At 58.9% G+C, this 13751-nt stretch carries 14 protein-coding genes; 8 read left to right on the top strand and 6 right to left on the bottom strand.

All coding sequences use genetic code 11. The features are described 5' to 3' along the window. Positions 1-91: 91 nt before the first annotated feature. A complete protein-coding gene (locus tag N7578_RS17825; protein WP_311111589.1) occupies positions 92-406 on the bottom strand; it encodes a DUF1883 domain-containing protein in 315 nt (104 codons plus the stop codon). A gap of 251 nt (positions 407-657) precedes the next feature. On the opposite strand from N7578_RS17825, the gene N7578_RS17820 reads away from it, so the two are divergent. The 5 genes from N7578_RS17820 to N7578_RS17800 all read left to right on the top strand — a co-directional run bounded on the left by N7578_RS17820 (position 658) and on the right by N7578_RS17800 (position 6899). Further along, positions 658-2472 carry a methyl-accepting chemotaxis protein gene (locus tag N7578_RS17820; RefSeq protein ID WP_311111588.1) on the top strand — a complete coding sequence of 605 codons (1815 nt, stop codon included), beginning with the start codon at positions 658-660 and terminating at the stop codon, positions 2470-2472. Positions 2473-2751: 279 nt separating this feature from the next. Further along, complete coding sequence (locus N7578_RS17815; protein WP_311112550.1) at positions 2752-4026, top strand: extensin family protein; 1275 nt, start codon at positions 2752-2754, stop codon at positions 4024-4026. 261 nt (positions 4027-4287) lie between these two features. Next, on the top strand, positions 4288-5109 hold the full coding sequence (locus tag N7578_RS17810; protein ID WP_311111587.1) for a sulfite exporter TauE/SafE family protein: 822 nt from the start codon (positions 4288-4290) through the stop codon (positions 5107-5109). A 105-nt stretch (positions 5110-5214) separates the two neighbouring features. Next, positions 5215-6141: an ABC transporter ATP-binding protein gene (locus N7578_RS17805; protein WP_311111586.1), complete on the top strand. Its 927-nt coding sequence runs from the start codon at positions 5215-5217 to the stop codon at positions 6139-6141. Next, positions 6138-6899 carry an ABC transporter permease gene (locus N7578_RS17800; RefSeq protein ID WP_311111585.1) on the top strand — a complete coding sequence of 254 codons (762 nt, stop codon included), beginning with the start codon at positions 6138-6140 and terminating at the stop codon, positions 6897-6899. The genes N7578_RS17805 and N7578_RS17800 overlap by 4 nt, the downstream gene beginning before the upstream one ends. Positions 6900-6982: 83 nt before the next feature. Here N7578_RS17800 and N7578_RS17795 read toward each other — a convergent pair whose 3' ends face one another. Beyond that, positions 6983-7834 carry a hypothetical protein gene (locus N7578_RS17795; RefSeq protein ID WP_311111584.1) on the bottom strand — a complete coding sequence of 284 codons (852 nt, stop codon included), beginning with the start codon at positions 7832-7834 and terminating at the stop codon, positions 6983-6985. A gap of 479 nt (positions 7835-8313) precedes the next feature. On the opposite strand from N7578_RS17795, the gene N7578_RS17790 reads away from it, so the two are divergent. Next, complete coding sequence (locus tag N7578_RS17790; protein WP_311111583.1) at positions 8314-8895, top strand: transglutaminase-like cysteine peptidase; 582 nt, start codon at positions 8314-8316, stop codon at positions 8893-8895. Positions 8896-8915: 20 nt separating this feature from the next. Here N7578_RS17790 and N7578_RS17785 read toward each other — a convergent pair whose 3' ends face one another. From N7578_RS17785 to N7578_RS17775, 3 genes are read right to left on the bottom strand one after another with little or no spacing between them, the layout of a single operon-like run. After that, positions 8916-9623, bottom strand: a complete 708-nt coding sequence (locus N7578_RS17785; RefSeq protein WP_311111582.1) for a TIGR02281 family clan AA aspartic protease — start codon at positions 9621-9623, stop codon at positions 8916-8918. Beyond that, a complete protein-coding gene (locus N7578_RS17780; protein ID WP_311111581.1) occupies positions 9620-9814 on the bottom strand; it encodes a DUF1289 domain-containing protein in 195 nt (64 codons plus the stop codon). The genes N7578_RS17785 and N7578_RS17780 overlap by 4 nt, the downstream gene beginning before the upstream one ends. 18 nt (positions 9815-9832) lie before the next feature. Further along, complete coding sequence (locus N7578_RS17775) at positions 9833-10615, bottom strand: adenosylcobinamide-GDP ribazoletransferase (protein WP_311111580.1); 783 nt, start codon at positions 10613-10615, stop codon at positions 9833-9835. Between the two features lie 138 nt (positions 10616-10753). On the opposite strand from N7578_RS17775, the gene cobT reads away from it, so the two are divergent. Both cobT and N7578_RS17765 read left to right on the top strand, forming a co-directional pair. Continuing rightward, positions 10754-11776 carry a nicotinate-nucleotide--dimethylbenzimidazole phosphoribosyltransferase gene (gene cobT / locus N7578_RS17770; RefSeq protein WP_311111579.1) on the top strand — a complete coding sequence of 341 codons (1023 nt, stop codon included), beginning with the start codon at positions 10754-10756 and terminating at the stop codon, positions 11774-11776. An 8-nt stretch (positions 11777-11784) separates the two neighbouring features. Further along, positions 11785-12189, top strand: coding sequence for a diacylglycerol kinase (locus N7578_RS17765; protein ID WP_311111578.1), 405 nt, complete (start codon positions 11785-11787; stop codon positions 12187-12189). Between the two features lie 9 nt (positions 12190-12198). On the opposite strand, the gene N7578_RS17760 is transcribed toward N7578_RS17765, so the two are convergent. Next, positions 12199-13734 carry a HAMP domain-containing sensor histidine kinase gene (locus N7578_RS17760; RefSeq protein WP_311111577.1) on the bottom strand — a complete coding sequence of 512 codons (1536 nt, stop codon included), beginning with the start codon at positions 13732-13734 and terminating at the stop codon, positions 12199-12201. Positions 13735-13751: the final 17 nt, after the last annotated feature.

The raw sequence follows: 13751 nt of genomic DNA, 5'->3' as shown, positions 1-13751 counted from the left end.
ATCATCCGTTTCACAGGCAGATTCCAAAAGCGGGCGTATCTGCCTGTTTTCAGATTCTTTTCCGGATGCATCCCGCATGCGCTGTGGAGCGCTAGGATGCCTTTCGCTGAGGCATGGCTGCCGCCGGTGCCGGCAGCATCTTGACGGAAGATTCCGCCAATCCGCTGTGGCCTTCGGCATCGACCACCAGATGCCAATGCAGTGTTTCGGGGATGGTAATGCGGATCGGCGATTTTTTGGCGACGCCGCCAAGATACTTGAAATCGAGGAGTTCGGTGAAACGTTGAAAGTTCGCGCCAGTCATGAGGCGTACGTTGTTGACCGCCGACAATGATATTTCGATGATCGTTCCCGCACGCAGTTCCTTCAGATCGTAATGGGTAAAGCGGAAATTCGGCCTCGCCATGGCTCGCCTCTCAATGCTGAAAATTCAAGAAACAGCATAAAGGCATCAACGTTAAAGGCGTCTTTAAAAAACAGACGGAACCCTCTCGGTTTGAAATTTTCCGTACATCTCCAGCGTGTTGCTGCGTTGCGGTAGCTATTTTTCCATGTATTGAGGCAACAATACTAAGGTATGATGGCTATATTTAATAATAATCAATTCTTCGCTTTTATATTTGGCTGGCTAAATTACAACTATAGGCGGTCGAACACATGAAAAACACCAAGATATCTGTGCGTCTCTATGCGCTTGTCGCGCTGTTTCTGGTGATATTGGCGACTGCTCTTACGTTCAGCCTGTTGGAAAGTTACCGGGGAATGGAGCGGGAACGTAAAGCAGGGTTGGAGGCGATGAACCACACGGCCATTGCCATTCTCGACCAGTATTATCGCATGGAGCAGGGCGGAAGCCTTACGCGGGAGGCAGCGCAGCAACAGGCCAAGGCCACGATTGCAGCGATGCGATATGGGAATGGCAGCGGCTATTTCTGGATCAACGACATGCATCCCAGGATGGTGATGCACCCGATCAAACCGGAAATGAACGGCACCGATCTTTCCGGCAACAAGGATCCTAACGGCAAGGCGCTGTTCGTGGAGTTCGTCAATACAGTCAAGGCCGGGGGGCAGGGTTTTGTCGATTATTACTGGCCGAAGCCGGGTGAGCCGGAGCCGGTCGAGAAGTTCTCGCACGTCGCCGGTTTTGCGCCGTGGGGCTGGGTAGTTGGCACGGGTGTCTATGTGGACGATCTCAAGGCGGTTTTCTGGAGGGACGCCTATCTGAACGCCGCAATCTGCCTCGTCGGCGGACTGCTGGTGATTGGTGCAGCCACGGCCACGATCCGCGGTGTCGTCAAGCCGATCGAGCGGATCAAGCAGAGCATGAACCGTATTGCGGATGGGGACGGTAAAGCGGAGGTGCCGTTTGCAGATCGGACGAACGAAATCGGCGCAATGGCGAAAACCCTTCTTGTGCTGCGCGATTCCGTCAACGAGCGCAGTGCCCTGCAGGTGCGGGAAGCCGAACAGCAGCGCGCGCTGGAAGAAACGCGTCGCGGCAACGAACAGACGTTGCGCTCTGCCTCCGAGCGGCAGGACTACGCCATGGGTCAGCTTGGCCACGCGCTAGAAAACCTTGCGAATGGTGATCTGACGGTGGAAATCTCCGATATCGGCGCCGAGTACGAAAAGCTGCGTGTGGATTTTAATCGCGCGGTTGGTGCCCTCCATCAGGTCATCGAAGCGATCAGTCGAACCAGCCATGTTGTCAACGACAGCGCTTCGGATATCAGTGAGGCGACCGGCAACCTGTCACGTCGGACAGAACAGCAGGCTGCGGCGCTGGAGCAGACTGCAGCCGCGCTCGATGAGATCACGGCGACGGTGCGTACTGCCTCCGAGCGGGCCAATGAGGCACGCCAGATGGTCGGTGATACGAAAACGAGCGCCGGACGTTCCGGCGAGATCGTTCGCGATGCCGTTGCTGCCATGGGACGTATCGAGGATTCGTCGAAAAGGATCGGGCAGATCATTTCGGTGATCGATGAGATTGCGTTCCAGACCAATCTTCTGGCACTCAATGCCGGTGTCGAGGCGGCGCGCGCGGGTGAGGCGGGGCGCGGTTTTGCTGTGGTAGCGCAGGAGGTGCGCGAACTGGCGCAGCGCTCTGCCAACGCTGCAAAGGAGATCAAGTCGTTGATCAACAGTTCGGCGGAGGAAGTCGGCAGCGGCGTGCGTCTCGTGCGCTCGACGGGCGACGCGCTGGATGAGATCGTTGGTCTGGTCAATCGCGTCGATGGCCACGTCAACTCCATCGCCACGGCGGCGCGTGAGCAGGCGACGGGTCTGCACGAGATCAACACCTCCGTGAATCACATGGACCAGATGACCCAGCAGAACGCGGCAATGGTTGAGGAAACCACCGCCGCCAGCCAGACGCTTGCCGAAGAAAGCCGCCAGCTGCAGGCGCTGCTGTCGCGTTTTGAACTTGGGCAACAGGCAGGCCGCTCGATGTCCCGTGCGGCCTAATCAAGGCCTTCGAAAAATAGGAAAGGCGCGGTTCTGGCCGCGCCTTTTGTCATTTCAAGCAGGCAGTTAACGGATTTTCGGGGCTTTTAACGTCGCGATAAGACTTCGTTTACCGCGTTTTATTAAAATTTTCCCTGTATTGCCGCTCTCGCGCATCCGCCTGAAAATCGTCGCCGATTTTCAGGATGAACGATGCACAGGTTCAAGTTCTGGATCGTCCCTCGTGTGTTCGGAAGAATGCACGGCGCTCCAGAGGCCGCTGAAGGTACAGGTTCTGGTATGGCGTATGCTTCCCTTCCGCGTCGTTTCGTGACGTTGCTGATGATTTCGACGGTGATGGTGTCGTGTTCTGCCGAGGGGCTTGTTCCTCCTGCGGACGTGGATGGCACGACCCGCGTCGGCGCGATAGGTTCTTCACGGCAGCAACAGCCCTACAGCGCACCGCCCGGTGCCGTTCGCCAGACCGATCAGATGACCGGGCAGATGGGCGACTATTCCGCCGTTTCCCAACCGATGCCGGACCCTTATGCCTCGCACGATCCCTTGCTTCAGGCGCCGCAGGGAAGTTATTCCACACTCGACGGCCAGCATCAGGCGCGCATGGCAGCGAGCGGCAAGAATTTTCAAGGGCAGAGCCTTCAAGATCAGGGTATGGCGCGTCAGCCTGTCGCCGATCAGATCGCTGAAGGCCAGGGTGGCGTGAACATGGATTCCATGCTGGGCGTGGAACCGGTTCGCGGATTGGCCGAGGAGCAGGATGCGGATATCGCAGAAGGCGCGTCGGCCCAGCCTGTGGTGGACGGTATAGGCACCGATAACCCCACGCTTCGATCCCCGGCGCGCCAGCAGCAGCCGGTCGGCCAGTCCCGGCTGATACCGCCACCGCCTGCCGGTGGTTCGCGCGGCCAGCCGGTCGAGGAAGTTGCCATGCTGATGCCCAATGATCCGATGAGGGGCGGTGCAGGGCAAAGCAGCCGTCAGGGCATGCCGCCCGGCATGATGCCGTCTTCCGAGGTTGCCTGCCGTGCCGAGCTTCGCCGTCTGGGCGTCGCTTTCCGAGATGTGGCGCGGATTGCGGATGGCCCGACCTGCGGCATTGATTATCCCATCGAGCTCAGCGGTCTGGCCAGTGGCGTCGCAGTCCGTCCGGCGGTCAAGCTCAACTGCCAGGTGACGCTCGCCTTTGCCAAATGGGTCAAGTTCGAGCTCGTGCCGTCGTCGCGCTTCCGGTACCTTTCCGGGGTAGAGCGGATCACGCCGATGGGTGGCTATTCCTGCCGTAAAATGAACTCCCGTTCCAGCAACCCCTGGTCCGAACATGCGCGTGGAAATGCCATCGATATCGGCACGATCACCCTGAAAAACGGTAAGGAAATCGATGTCCGGAAAAAGAATTTCTTCGCTTTCCGCGAAAAGGCGCTTCTGAAGGCAGTCCGGACAGACAGCTGCAAATATTTTTCGACCGTACTTGGCCCGGGCAGCGATCCCAATCACTGGAACCACTTCCATTTCGATCTGCGCACCCGCAAATCCGGCTACCGTCACTGCGACTGAGCGCAGACGGGGAAGCTGACGAAGAAAAAACCGGCCCGAAGGCCGGTGAAAACGGGACAACGACGCGGGGTGTGTGCGGTCCCGAAGGCAGAATAAAACAGAATACATGAAATCCAGGCTTCGAAGGCGGCGGCGGCCGTTTCGAAGCCGTTTCACAAATGTGCATTGGCCGTACCGGCAGGCTCACGATGAGGCTTGCCGTAACATTCTCATAGGGTATCACCATCACACGTTCGTGACAGACCGGGGTCAATCGATTTCATGCCGCCAATTTCGGAAATAGCACTGTTCGCAGCCGCTCTTGCAGGGGCGGGTATCATTGCGGGTCTGCTGGCCGGATTGTTCGGCATCGGTGGCGGTGCCGTGCTGGTGCCGGTGTTTTATCACGTCTTCGGAATTCTCGAGGTGCCGGAAGACGTGCGGATGCATCTTTCGCTCGGGACATCGCTGGCCATCATTGTGCCAACCTCCATTCGCTCCTTCCTGACGCATCGGCAGAAGGGTGCTGTTGATCTCGCATTGCTGAGAGGCTGGATCGTTGCCGTGCCGCTGGGTACGATCCTCGCATCGGTGGTTGCGGCCTACGCGTCCAGCGTCGCGCTTCGGCTGATCTTCGCTTTCATCGCGCTCGTTCTTGCGTTCCGGATGATCTTCAACCGTGCAAGCTGGCATCTCGGTTCGGATCTGCCCGGCAACCCCACCCGTTTTATTGTTGGTATGGGTATTGGCCTGTTCTCGGGGCTGATGGGTGTCGGAGGCGGGGTGATGAACAATACATTCATGACCCTCTACGGCCGCTCCATTCATCAGGCGGTCGCAACGTCGTCCGGTGTCGGCGTTCTCATCTCGCTGCCCGGACTTGCCGGTTACATCTGGGCGGGATGGGGCGATGCAGGCCTTCCGCCGTTTTCTACCGGTTTCATCAACTGGATTGCCGTCATCCTGCTGATCCCGATCACGCTGATCGTCGCGCCTTACGGGGCACGGCTTGCGCATGCGCTGAGCAAGCAGCAGCTTGAGCGTGCATTCGGCCTGTTTCTCGTGTTCGTGTCGGCGCAGTTCTTCTACAGCGTCTACGGCTGATTTTCCGCGCTAACGGAACACAGTGTTTAATGCGGTTGGGGTGGCGTTCGTGCCGTCAACGGCCTATATGGCTGGCATATCTATCGAATTTTCGAAAGTTTCGCCATGAATGCCATTGTTTCGATCCGAAACCTGACGAAATCCTACGCGAACGGCTTTCAGGCACTCAAGGGTATCAGCCTCGATATCCGGGAGGGTGAAATTCTTGCGCTGCTTGGACCCAACGGTGCCGGCAAGACGACACTGATCTCCATCATCTGCGGCCTCGTCAATCCCGGTGATGGTTCCGTGTTCGTCGGAGGGCATGATGTCGTGAAGGATTTCCGGCAGACGCGGGCCTTGATCGGCCTCGTGCCGCAGGAACTGACGACGGATCAGTTCGAGACGGTCTGGAACACGGTCAGCTTTTCGCGTGGCCTGCATGGACAGCGGAAGAACCCCGAACTGATCGAACATATCCTGAAGTCGCTGTCGCTTTGGGACAAGAAGGACAACATGCTGCGGCAGCTTTCCGGCGGGATGAAACGGCGCGTGCTGATCGCAAAGGCGCTGGCGCACGAGCCGAAGGTCCTGTTCCTCGACGAGCCGACGGCAGGCGTGGATGTCGCCTTGCGTCGTGACATGTGGAAGGTGGTCGAGGATCTGCGCGCCAAGGGCGTGACGATCATTCTGACGACCCACTACATCGAGGAGGCGGAGGAGATCGCCGATCGCGTTGGTGTCATCAACGGTGGTGAGCTTCTGCTGGTGGAGGACAAGACGACCCTGATGAGAAAGCTGGGTCGCAAGCAGCTTTTCCTCGAACTTAGCCAGCCGCTCGACAAGCTTCCTCCCAGTCTTTCGGGCTTCGATCTGACGCTTTCCGAAGATCGTTCCACCATTACTTATGAAATCGAGGGTAATGGCGAGCAGGGCCGTATTGCCGATCTGCTCAGCGCGCTTTCGGCGGAGGGTATCCACTTCAAGGATATATCGACGCGGCAAAGCTCGCTTGAGGATATCTTCGTCTCGCTCGTCGGAGGCCAGAAATGAATTTCCAGGCAATCAAGTCGATCTATCTCTTCGAAATGGCGCGCACACGGCGTACCTTGTTGCAAAGCGTCGTGTCTCCCGTCATCTCCACCTCGCTTTACTTCATCGTTTTCGGAACGGCGATCGGTTCGCGGATTCAGGAGGTTGGCGGCGTTTCCTACGGCTCCTTCATCACGCCTGGCCTCATCATGCTGACGCTTCTGACACAGTGCATCAGCAACGGTTCGTTCGGTATCTACTTTCCGAAATTCACCGGTACGGTTTATGAAATCCTCTCGGCGCCGGTGGCGATGACGGAGATCGTCGCCGGGTATGTCGGGGCGGCGGCCACCAAGGGGCTTATGATCGGGACCATCATCCTCGTAACCGCTTCATTCTTCGTGGATATCAGCATCGAGCATCCGTTCATGATGGTGCTGTTCTTCGTGCTGACAGCGGTAAGCTTCAGCCTGTTCGGCTTCATCATCGGCATCTGGGCGACGAACTTCGAACAGCTCAATCTCATTCCGATGCTGGTCGTGCCGCCTCTGACGTTCCTTGGCGGCAGTTTCTATTCCATCGATATGCTGCCGCCTTTCTGGCAGACGGTCAGCCACTTCAACCCGGTGCTCTATCTCATCAGCGGTTTCCGCTGGAGCTTCTACGGCATTGCCGATGTCGATCCGGTTTTCAGTCTGCTGATGATTGCCCTATTCCTTGCGGCGTGCCTCGGTGTTGTCGGCTGGATGTTCAAGACCGGGTATCGTCTGCGCAACTGACCAATCCGCGTTCGGGGCTGAGTACTTTTATAAAACGGAAACTGGCGGCCTCTCGGCCGCCAGTTTTGATAAGAATAAGGCGATCAGTCGCTATCTTTGCCGTAACCGCCACCATAGCCGCCATCATTATCGCCACCACGGCCACCACCGTGACCATGACCGTGGCCGCCACCTTCACCGCGACCTCCGCCACCGCCATAGCCACCGCCATCACCGTGACCTCCGCCACCGCCATCACCGTGACCTCCGCCACCGCCATAGCCACCGCCGTCACCGTGACCTCCGCCACCGCCATGGCCGCCACCGCCGTGGCCTCCGCCACCGCCATGGCCGCCACCGCCGTGGCCTCCGCCACCGCCGTGGCCTCCGCCACCGCCATGGCCGCCACCGCCGTGGCCTCCGCCACCGCCATGGCCACCGCCATCACCGTGGCCGCCGCCACCGCCATGGCCACCGCCGCCGTGGCCGCCGCCACCGCCATGGCCTCCGCCACCGCCGTGACCTCCGCCACCGCCGTGGCCGCCGCCACCGCCATGGCCTCCGCCACCGCCGTGACCTCCGCCACCGCCGTGGCCGCCGCCACCGCCGTGGCCGCCGCCACCGCCATGGCCTCCGCCGCCGCCGCCACCGCCGCCGCCGCCGCCACCGCCGCCGCCGCCACCGCCGCCGCCGCCGGGATCAGTCGTTCCTCCGCCCGGGTTGCTGGTTGAGCCACCCGAACTGCTTGTTTCTACGTCACCGCTGTTCCTGTCGTTGTCGCCAGGGTTGGCTCCATCCAATCTGGGTATGGAGGCTGTTGGCCTGCAGAGCAGAGCTTCAAGAGTGCCGGGCGTGACGAATTCGCATCTTTGCAAACGCGTCTGCGCAGTTCCCATGGTTGTGCTGGAGAGCAAGATTGCAATACATGAGAACACAGTTGTCATCTTACTGCTCATGGGTTTCCTCCCTTATTGGCAGTTTTAACTGTATTCTTCAGGCTATATTAATGAGACTTTATTCACAATATATCGGTGTTTTGTGGATATTCTGCAGTTAATCCTTGACTTTAATCCTATTTAATTATGTATTATTGTGTATTGCTCGAAAGTATTATTTAATTTTAGGATTTTTTTCTAAAATCCTATCGATTCTTTGTTCTTTAATCCTCCTCCCACTTGCTCTGGAATATTTGTTGCGTCTGCCCATTTTCTCGATTTGGCACACATCCAGGCGGGCTATGTTAATTTTTTTTTGAAATTTTGGGCTAATCATGCCATGAGGTGAGCCTTAGGCGCATTTCAGGGGTGTTTTTTAGTTCGAGTACGACGTGACGTCGGGTCACCTTCAGTCAATGCCTAAACTTTAAATACGTGAACAGGGTGGCATGAAGTCTGCCTCTGGATCACAAGGCCACTTTGAAGGAACTGACGTAATCATGAAGATTTCTGTTTTTGCATTCGCTCTTCTGGGCGCGATGGCGCTTGGCACGAACGCTTCTGCCGGCGAGCTTCCGGTAACCCGCTCCATTTCCGCCCCGGAGGGTTTTTCCTCCGCCTGTCAGCGTTACGGATGGTTATGCTCGGCCAAGGCTGGCGCCAAATTCAGTGACGAGCAGGCGCTTAAGCTGCTTACCGAGGTCAACCGCAAGGTCAACAGCGCCATCCGCCCGGTAGACGATGCGGTCGTTTACGGTCGCAGCAATTACTGGTCGCTTCCGAAGGACGGACGTGGCGACTGCGAGGACTATGCCATGGCCAAGACCAAGGCATTGCTGGACGCGGGTTTTCCGTCAAACAAAATGTCCGTTTCGGTCGTGCTTGATCGTAGCGGCAACAATCACGCCGTCCTGCTGGTTCGTCTGTCCGACGGAGAGTACGTTCTCGATAATATGAGCGGATCGATCAAGCCATGGAACCGCACAGGTTACACGTACATAGCACGCCAGAAATATGGCAATAAATCCGCTTGGGAAGTCGTTCTGGCAGGGCCGCGCGCAGCACAGTTCAGTAACATGTGATGCTGGTCTGCCAGGCGACCTTACCGGTCCCTCAGACGTAACTCATCGGTCTGCATCTGAAGCGAGCCGAGCGTTGACAGGAAGCTCATGCCGAGCAGGCTCTGGTCGAGCTGGCCTTCCTGGGTGACGAGAGCCGGAATGTTCCGCCGCATGATCGGGCCGATGCCGATTTCCGACAGGGTGACGGCCGCTGCCGATGTGCGGCCGTTCGCGGTCATGACCGGCACGGTATAACGAAGCTTCGCCGTGTCGACCCCGATTGCCGCAGCGTCGGCATTGGCGAGCACGATGGAGCTTGCTCCGGTGTCGACCAGCATATGGATCGTCTTGCCGTCGACCATGACGTCGGCTTCGAAATGCCCACTCATGGACTTGTGCAGCACGATCTCCTGCGTGCCGTCAGCTGTCGTCACCACCACGGCGCGTCCGGGTATGAGCCCGCCGACCAGACGGTTGCCGAACGTCTGAAGGTCGTAGCGGTAAAGGTATACCGCTGCGAAGCCGAGAATGATGACGAGCCAAACCGCCAGTTGCCGGATGACTGACGCTACGCTTCCTCTGCGCCCCGCAAGAATACCGGCAGAGAGAAGTGCCGCTATCGGTACTAGATAGACCATCTGGCCGAACTGCTCGTTGCTGATGCCGAAGGTTCTGCCGCTGTCGTGATTGATGAGAAGAAGACCAAGGCCCACCGCAAGTACGAGAAGAATGAATGTGAGCCTGTTCATGCGGTTCCGTTCTCCTCGGTAGCAATGGTTTCAAGAGCGGCCAGCCGGGTGGGAAGTGCTGACATTACCGCATCGCGCTCCGCGTCGCTGTAACTCGCCCAGCCGCCTATTTCCGCAAGCGTGCGTCCGCAACCAACGCAGAGTTGGCCTGTTGCATCCAGAAGACAGATATGGCGACACGGTGTTTCCATGAGGTCTATATCAGAAGATCAGATTGCGATGGCAAGGGTGACCAGAATCACGATCTCCGTGATCTGCTGGCAGGCCCCGATGGTATCGCCGGTATGGCCGCCGATTTTCCGGAGGCATAGCCGGTTAAGCCCCCATACGGCGCCGCAGGCCGCCGCAATCACAATGACTAATGGCAGCAGCGGCAGAGTGTGAAGCGTAAACATCGCCGTCAGGAAAAGACCGGTGGCGAGCGCGACGTTGCGTTCGATCGCATGCGGTTGACCAACGGATGCGGCAACACCGCACGTTCGGGCAGGAGGCACTGCCTGCCAGTGCCAGACCATGAGAGCTCGGCTTGCAACCGCAGCGGCAATCAGGCATGCGGCTGCGGTTTTGGCGGGCAGAACAGCAATAAGCGCGCTGAGAGCAGTCGCACGCACGGCGAAGGAGAGGATCAGCGCGATGGCGCCATAGGTGCCGATGCGGCTGTCTTTCATGATTTCCAGCGTCTTCTCCGCTGGTTTGCCGCTGCCGAATCCATCGGCCGTGTCGGCCAGTCCATCCTCATGCAGCGCCCCGGTGACAAGCGCCATCATGGCGACGGCGATCCATCCCGTCATATCCGGATCGGCGTTGAAATGTCCGAGTACGGCGATGATTGCGGCGGAGGGAAGGGCGATCAGCAGACCCGCAGCTGGAAAGGCGCGCGCCGTCCGGCGCATCGAGCCATCGTCATCCTCGAAAAAACGGGAGGAAACCGGCAGACGGCTGAGAAAGGCCACGGAGCGCATGACATCTGTAATAAAATCCCCGGCCTTCATGCTATCTCCGCTGTTTCGCGCGCATTTCCGGTTGTTCCGCAACGCGTCCGCGATTATGAGAGGCGCAACAAAGACCGATTTGCCGGAAAACACAAGTTCTCTGGCGCACGAGCACGATGCACGAAAGAGACCGATATCATGAGCATGAGCGGAATGCCCTTCGATGATTTCCGCGCGCTGCTGCGCGAGCTTCCTGGACCCGATACGCATGCGCTGGTCGCTGCCAAGGAGCGCAACGCGCAGCTGACGAAGCCTGCGGGCTCTCTCGGCCGTCTGGAAGAAATCGCCATGTGGCTGGCCGCCTGGTCCGGTCGCGCCCCGGCAGTCACCCGTCCGCTCGTCGCGATCTTCGCTGGCAACCATGGCGTCACGCGCCACGGCATCTCGCCTTATCCGACCTCCGTTACGCAGCAGATGGTGGAAAACTTTGCAGCGGGTGGCGCGGCGATCAACCAGATCTGTGTCACCAACGATCTCGGGCTGAAGATCTTCGACCTCGCGCTCGATTATCCGACCGGCGACATTACCTGCGAGGCAGCACTTTCCGAGCGTGACTGCGCTGCGACCATGGCTTTCGGCATGGAAGCGATCGCAGGTGGTACGGATCTGCTCTGCGTCGGTGAAATGGGTATTGGCAACACAACGGTCGCGGCCGCCATCAATCTGGCGCTTTACGGCGGCACGGCGGAAGAGTGGACCGGCCCCGGCACGGGTTCCGAAGGTGACGTGCTGGCCCGCAAGATTGCCGCTGTGAAGGCCGCTGTCGAATTCCACAAGGATCATCTTTCCGATCCGCTCGAAATCATGCGCCGCCTCGGTGGTCGCGAGATTGCGGCGATTGCCGGTGCGATCCTTGCCGCGCGCGTGCAGCGCATTCCCGTGCTGATCGACGGTTACGTCGCAACGGCGGCTGCCGCTCTTCTCAAGGCTGCCAATCCGTCCGCCCTTGATCATTGCCTGATCGGCCATGTTTCGGGCGAGCCGGGTCATCTCGCCGCCATCGAAAAACTGGGTAAGACGCCGCTTCTGGCGCTTGGCATGCGGCTTGGCGAAGGAACGGGGGCAGCCCTTGCTGCAGGCATCGTTAAGTCCGCCGCCGCCTGCCACTCCGGCATGGCAACCTTCGAGGCTGCGGGCGTCGATACCCGCGTCAACCACTGAGGATGAGCATGGACGCGATGTCGCAACCGCCGGAGCAGGGGCCGGTTTTCCGCAAGGAAAAAGGCTTGCGGCATCTGTTTGCAGCCGCCCGTTACTCGGCGCAGGGCCTTCAGCGCCTGTGGCAGGAAGCGGCCTTCCGGCATGAGGTTCTTGCGTTCGGCGCGGGTCTGGTGCTGCTTGCGCTTGTCGGAGCACCGTTGGTCCACTACCTCGTTTTCGCTCTTCTGATGCTTCTGCTATTTGCCGTGGAAGCACTGAATACGGCCATCGAAGAGGTCATCGACCGTATTTCTCCCGAGCGCTCGTCCGTCGGGCGGCATGCGAAGGATCTCGGCTCCTTCGCGGTGTTCTGCCTTCTGGTCGCGAACGGGCTTTTCATGCTCTATTCGCTGACGGTTTCGCTGTTCTTCTAATCTTACTATTTACGCGAACGAGCGCCTGCGCGGCTGAACCGCATGGGTTTCCTCGACTGCGGGCAGGCTCTGCAGCACGCGTTTTGCCGGCAGGATGGCAATGCCTTCCGTTCCTTCGCGCAGTTTCGATTTCAGGATGAACTGGCCATCGTGCTTGGCCAGGATCGCCTGAACGATCGGTAGGCCGAGACCGGTACCCTGTTCGGCGCTCTTGATCGCGATCGATCCCTGGCCGAAGGCGGAGAGCACGACCGGGATTTCATCCTCGGGAATCCCGGGGCCGTTATCCCTGATCGAGACATATTGCCCGCCGCCCGCCGTCCAGCCCGCCTTGACGAGAATCTCGCCGCCCTGCGGCGTGAATTTCACGGCGTTGGACAAGAGATTCAGCACCACCTGCCGTATCGATTTTTCGTCGACCCACACCTGTGGCATGCTGTTTTCGAACTGCTGCGCAATCTTGATGTTCTTGGTACGGGCGCGCAGCTGGATCATACCGATGCAATCCTCGGCGATTTCGAGCAGCGAAACTGATTCCTCGTTGAGGTCGTAACGGCCCGCTTCGATCCGCGACAGGTCTAGGATTTCGTTGATGAGGTTCAGCAGGTGCTGACCGGAGCGATGAATATCGCCGGAATATTCCTTATAGAGCGGGTTGTTGAGCGGACCGAGCACTTCCGACGCCATGACCTCCGAGAAGCCGAGGATGGCGTTCAGTGGCGTGCGCAGTTCATGCGACATGGATGCAAGAAAACGCGACTTGGCGAGATTGGCCTCTTCGGCGCGGCGACGGGCTTCGTCGGAAACCGAATTGGCCACTTCCAGTTCGGCTATCAGATCGTCCTTTTCCGTCTGGAAGGAGAGCAGCTTGACGCTCGATTTGTAGAGTCTGCTGGTGATGCGGTGGCAAAACAGGATGGCCATGCCGAACATCAGTGCGAGGCCGAGATCGAACGGATTGCGCGATATTGCCGCCGTTACCGACAGCGCGGCCAGGACAGGCAGGAAGGTCATGAAGGTTGCGCGGCGCAACATGAAGCCGACCATTGCCGTGAGCGAAAGCGCGATCAGCAGGGTCGATCCCTTGTAGAACAGCATGAGGCTCGGATCGCTCGATTCCGGTTCGACGAGGGAGAACATCGCCCATACGCAGCCGATGACGATCTGCGAGCCGAGGAAAAGGTTGCGCCAGCGAGGCAGATTTTCCGTGGTGATTTCCTGCCGGGACGCTCTTTTCACCAGTATCAGCGATACGGCATGGGCGCTGAGCGCCAGAAGCGACCAGGCGATGAGGCCGATGTCGCGGGTGATGTAGACGCCTATGATCGAGGCCAGCACGATGAACAGCGGCATGATCGTCGCGCCCTGAAGGGTCTCGGCGACGTGCATGGTCAGCATTTCACGCTCATAGGCGTCGGCCGGCGCTGCGCCCTGTTGCAGGCGCTCACGCGTCGCCTTCACGGTGTCGAACACCGCCTTGTTGCGGTGCTTCTTCGACCGGTCGACGATGATCTTGTCGGTGGACGTGCTGACGCTTCTACTCATTGTGACTACGCAAGTGA

It is taken from the genome of Agrobacterium tumefaciens (assembly GCF_031801495.1).
Lineage (GTDB): Bacteria > Pseudomonadota > Alphaproteobacteria > Rhizobiales > Rhizobiaceae > Agrobacterium > Agrobacterium tumefaciens_K.
The sequence above is the reverse complement of the archived record's forward strand: the minus strand, read 5'-3'. Positions and strand labels throughout refer to the sequence as shown.

Bases quoted from the DNA above. Each gene is read 5' to 3' on its own strand.
- N7578_RS17825 (WP_311111589.1), bottom strand. From the start codon at position 406: ATGGCGAGGCCGAATTTCCGCTTTACCCATTACGATCTGAAGGAACTG.
- N7578_RS17820 (WP_311111588.1), top strand. From the start codon at position 658: ATGAAAAACACCAAGATATCTGTGCGTCTCTATGCGCTTGTCGCGCTG.
- N7578_RS17815 (WP_311112550.1), top strand. From the start codon at position 2,752: ATGGCGTATGCTTCCCTTCCGCGTCGTTTCGTGACGTTGCTGATGATT.
- N7578_RS17810 (WP_311111587.1), top strand. From the start codon at position 4,288: ATGCCGCCAATTTCGGAAATAGCACTGTTCGCAGCCGCTCTTGCAGGG.
- N7578_RS17805 (WP_311111586.1), top strand. From the start codon at position 5,215: ATGAATGCCATTGTTTCGATCCGAAACCTGACGAAATCCTACGCGAAC.
- N7578_RS17800 (WP_311111585.1), top strand. From the start codon at position 6,138: ATGAATTTCCAGGCAATCAAGTCGATCTATCTCTTCGAAATGGCGCGC.
- N7578_RS17795 (WP_311111584.1), bottom strand. From the start codon at position 7,834: ATGAGCAGTAAGATGACAACTGTGTTCTCATGTATTGCAATCTTGCTC.
- N7578_RS17790 (WP_311111583.1), top strand. From the start codon at position 8,314: ATGAAGATTTCTGTTTTTGCATTCGCTCTTCTGGGCGCGATGGCGCTT.
- N7578_RS17785 (WP_311111582.1), bottom strand. From the start codon at position 9,623: ATGAACAGGCTCACATTCATTCTTCTCGTACTTGCGGTGGGCCTTGGT.
- N7578_RS17780 (WP_311111581.1), bottom strand. From the start codon at position 9,814: ATGGAAACACCGTGTCGCCATATCTGTCTTCTGGATGCAACAGGCCAA.
- N7578_RS17775 (WP_311111580.1), bottom strand. From the start codon at position 10,615: ATGAAGGCCGGGGATTTTATTACAGATGTCATGCGCTCCGTGGCCTTT.
- cobT (WP_311111579.1), top strand. From the start codon at position 10,754: ATGAGCATGAGCGGAATGCCCTTCGATGATTTCCGCGCGCTGCTGCGC.
- N7578_RS17765 (WP_311111578.1), top strand. From the start codon at position 11,785: ATGGACGCGATGTCGCAACCGCCGGAGCAGGGGCCGGTTTTCCGCAAG.
- N7578_RS17760 (WP_311111577.1), bottom strand. From the start codon at position 13,734: ATGAGTAGAAGCGTCAGCACGTCCACCGACAAGATCATCGTCGACCGG.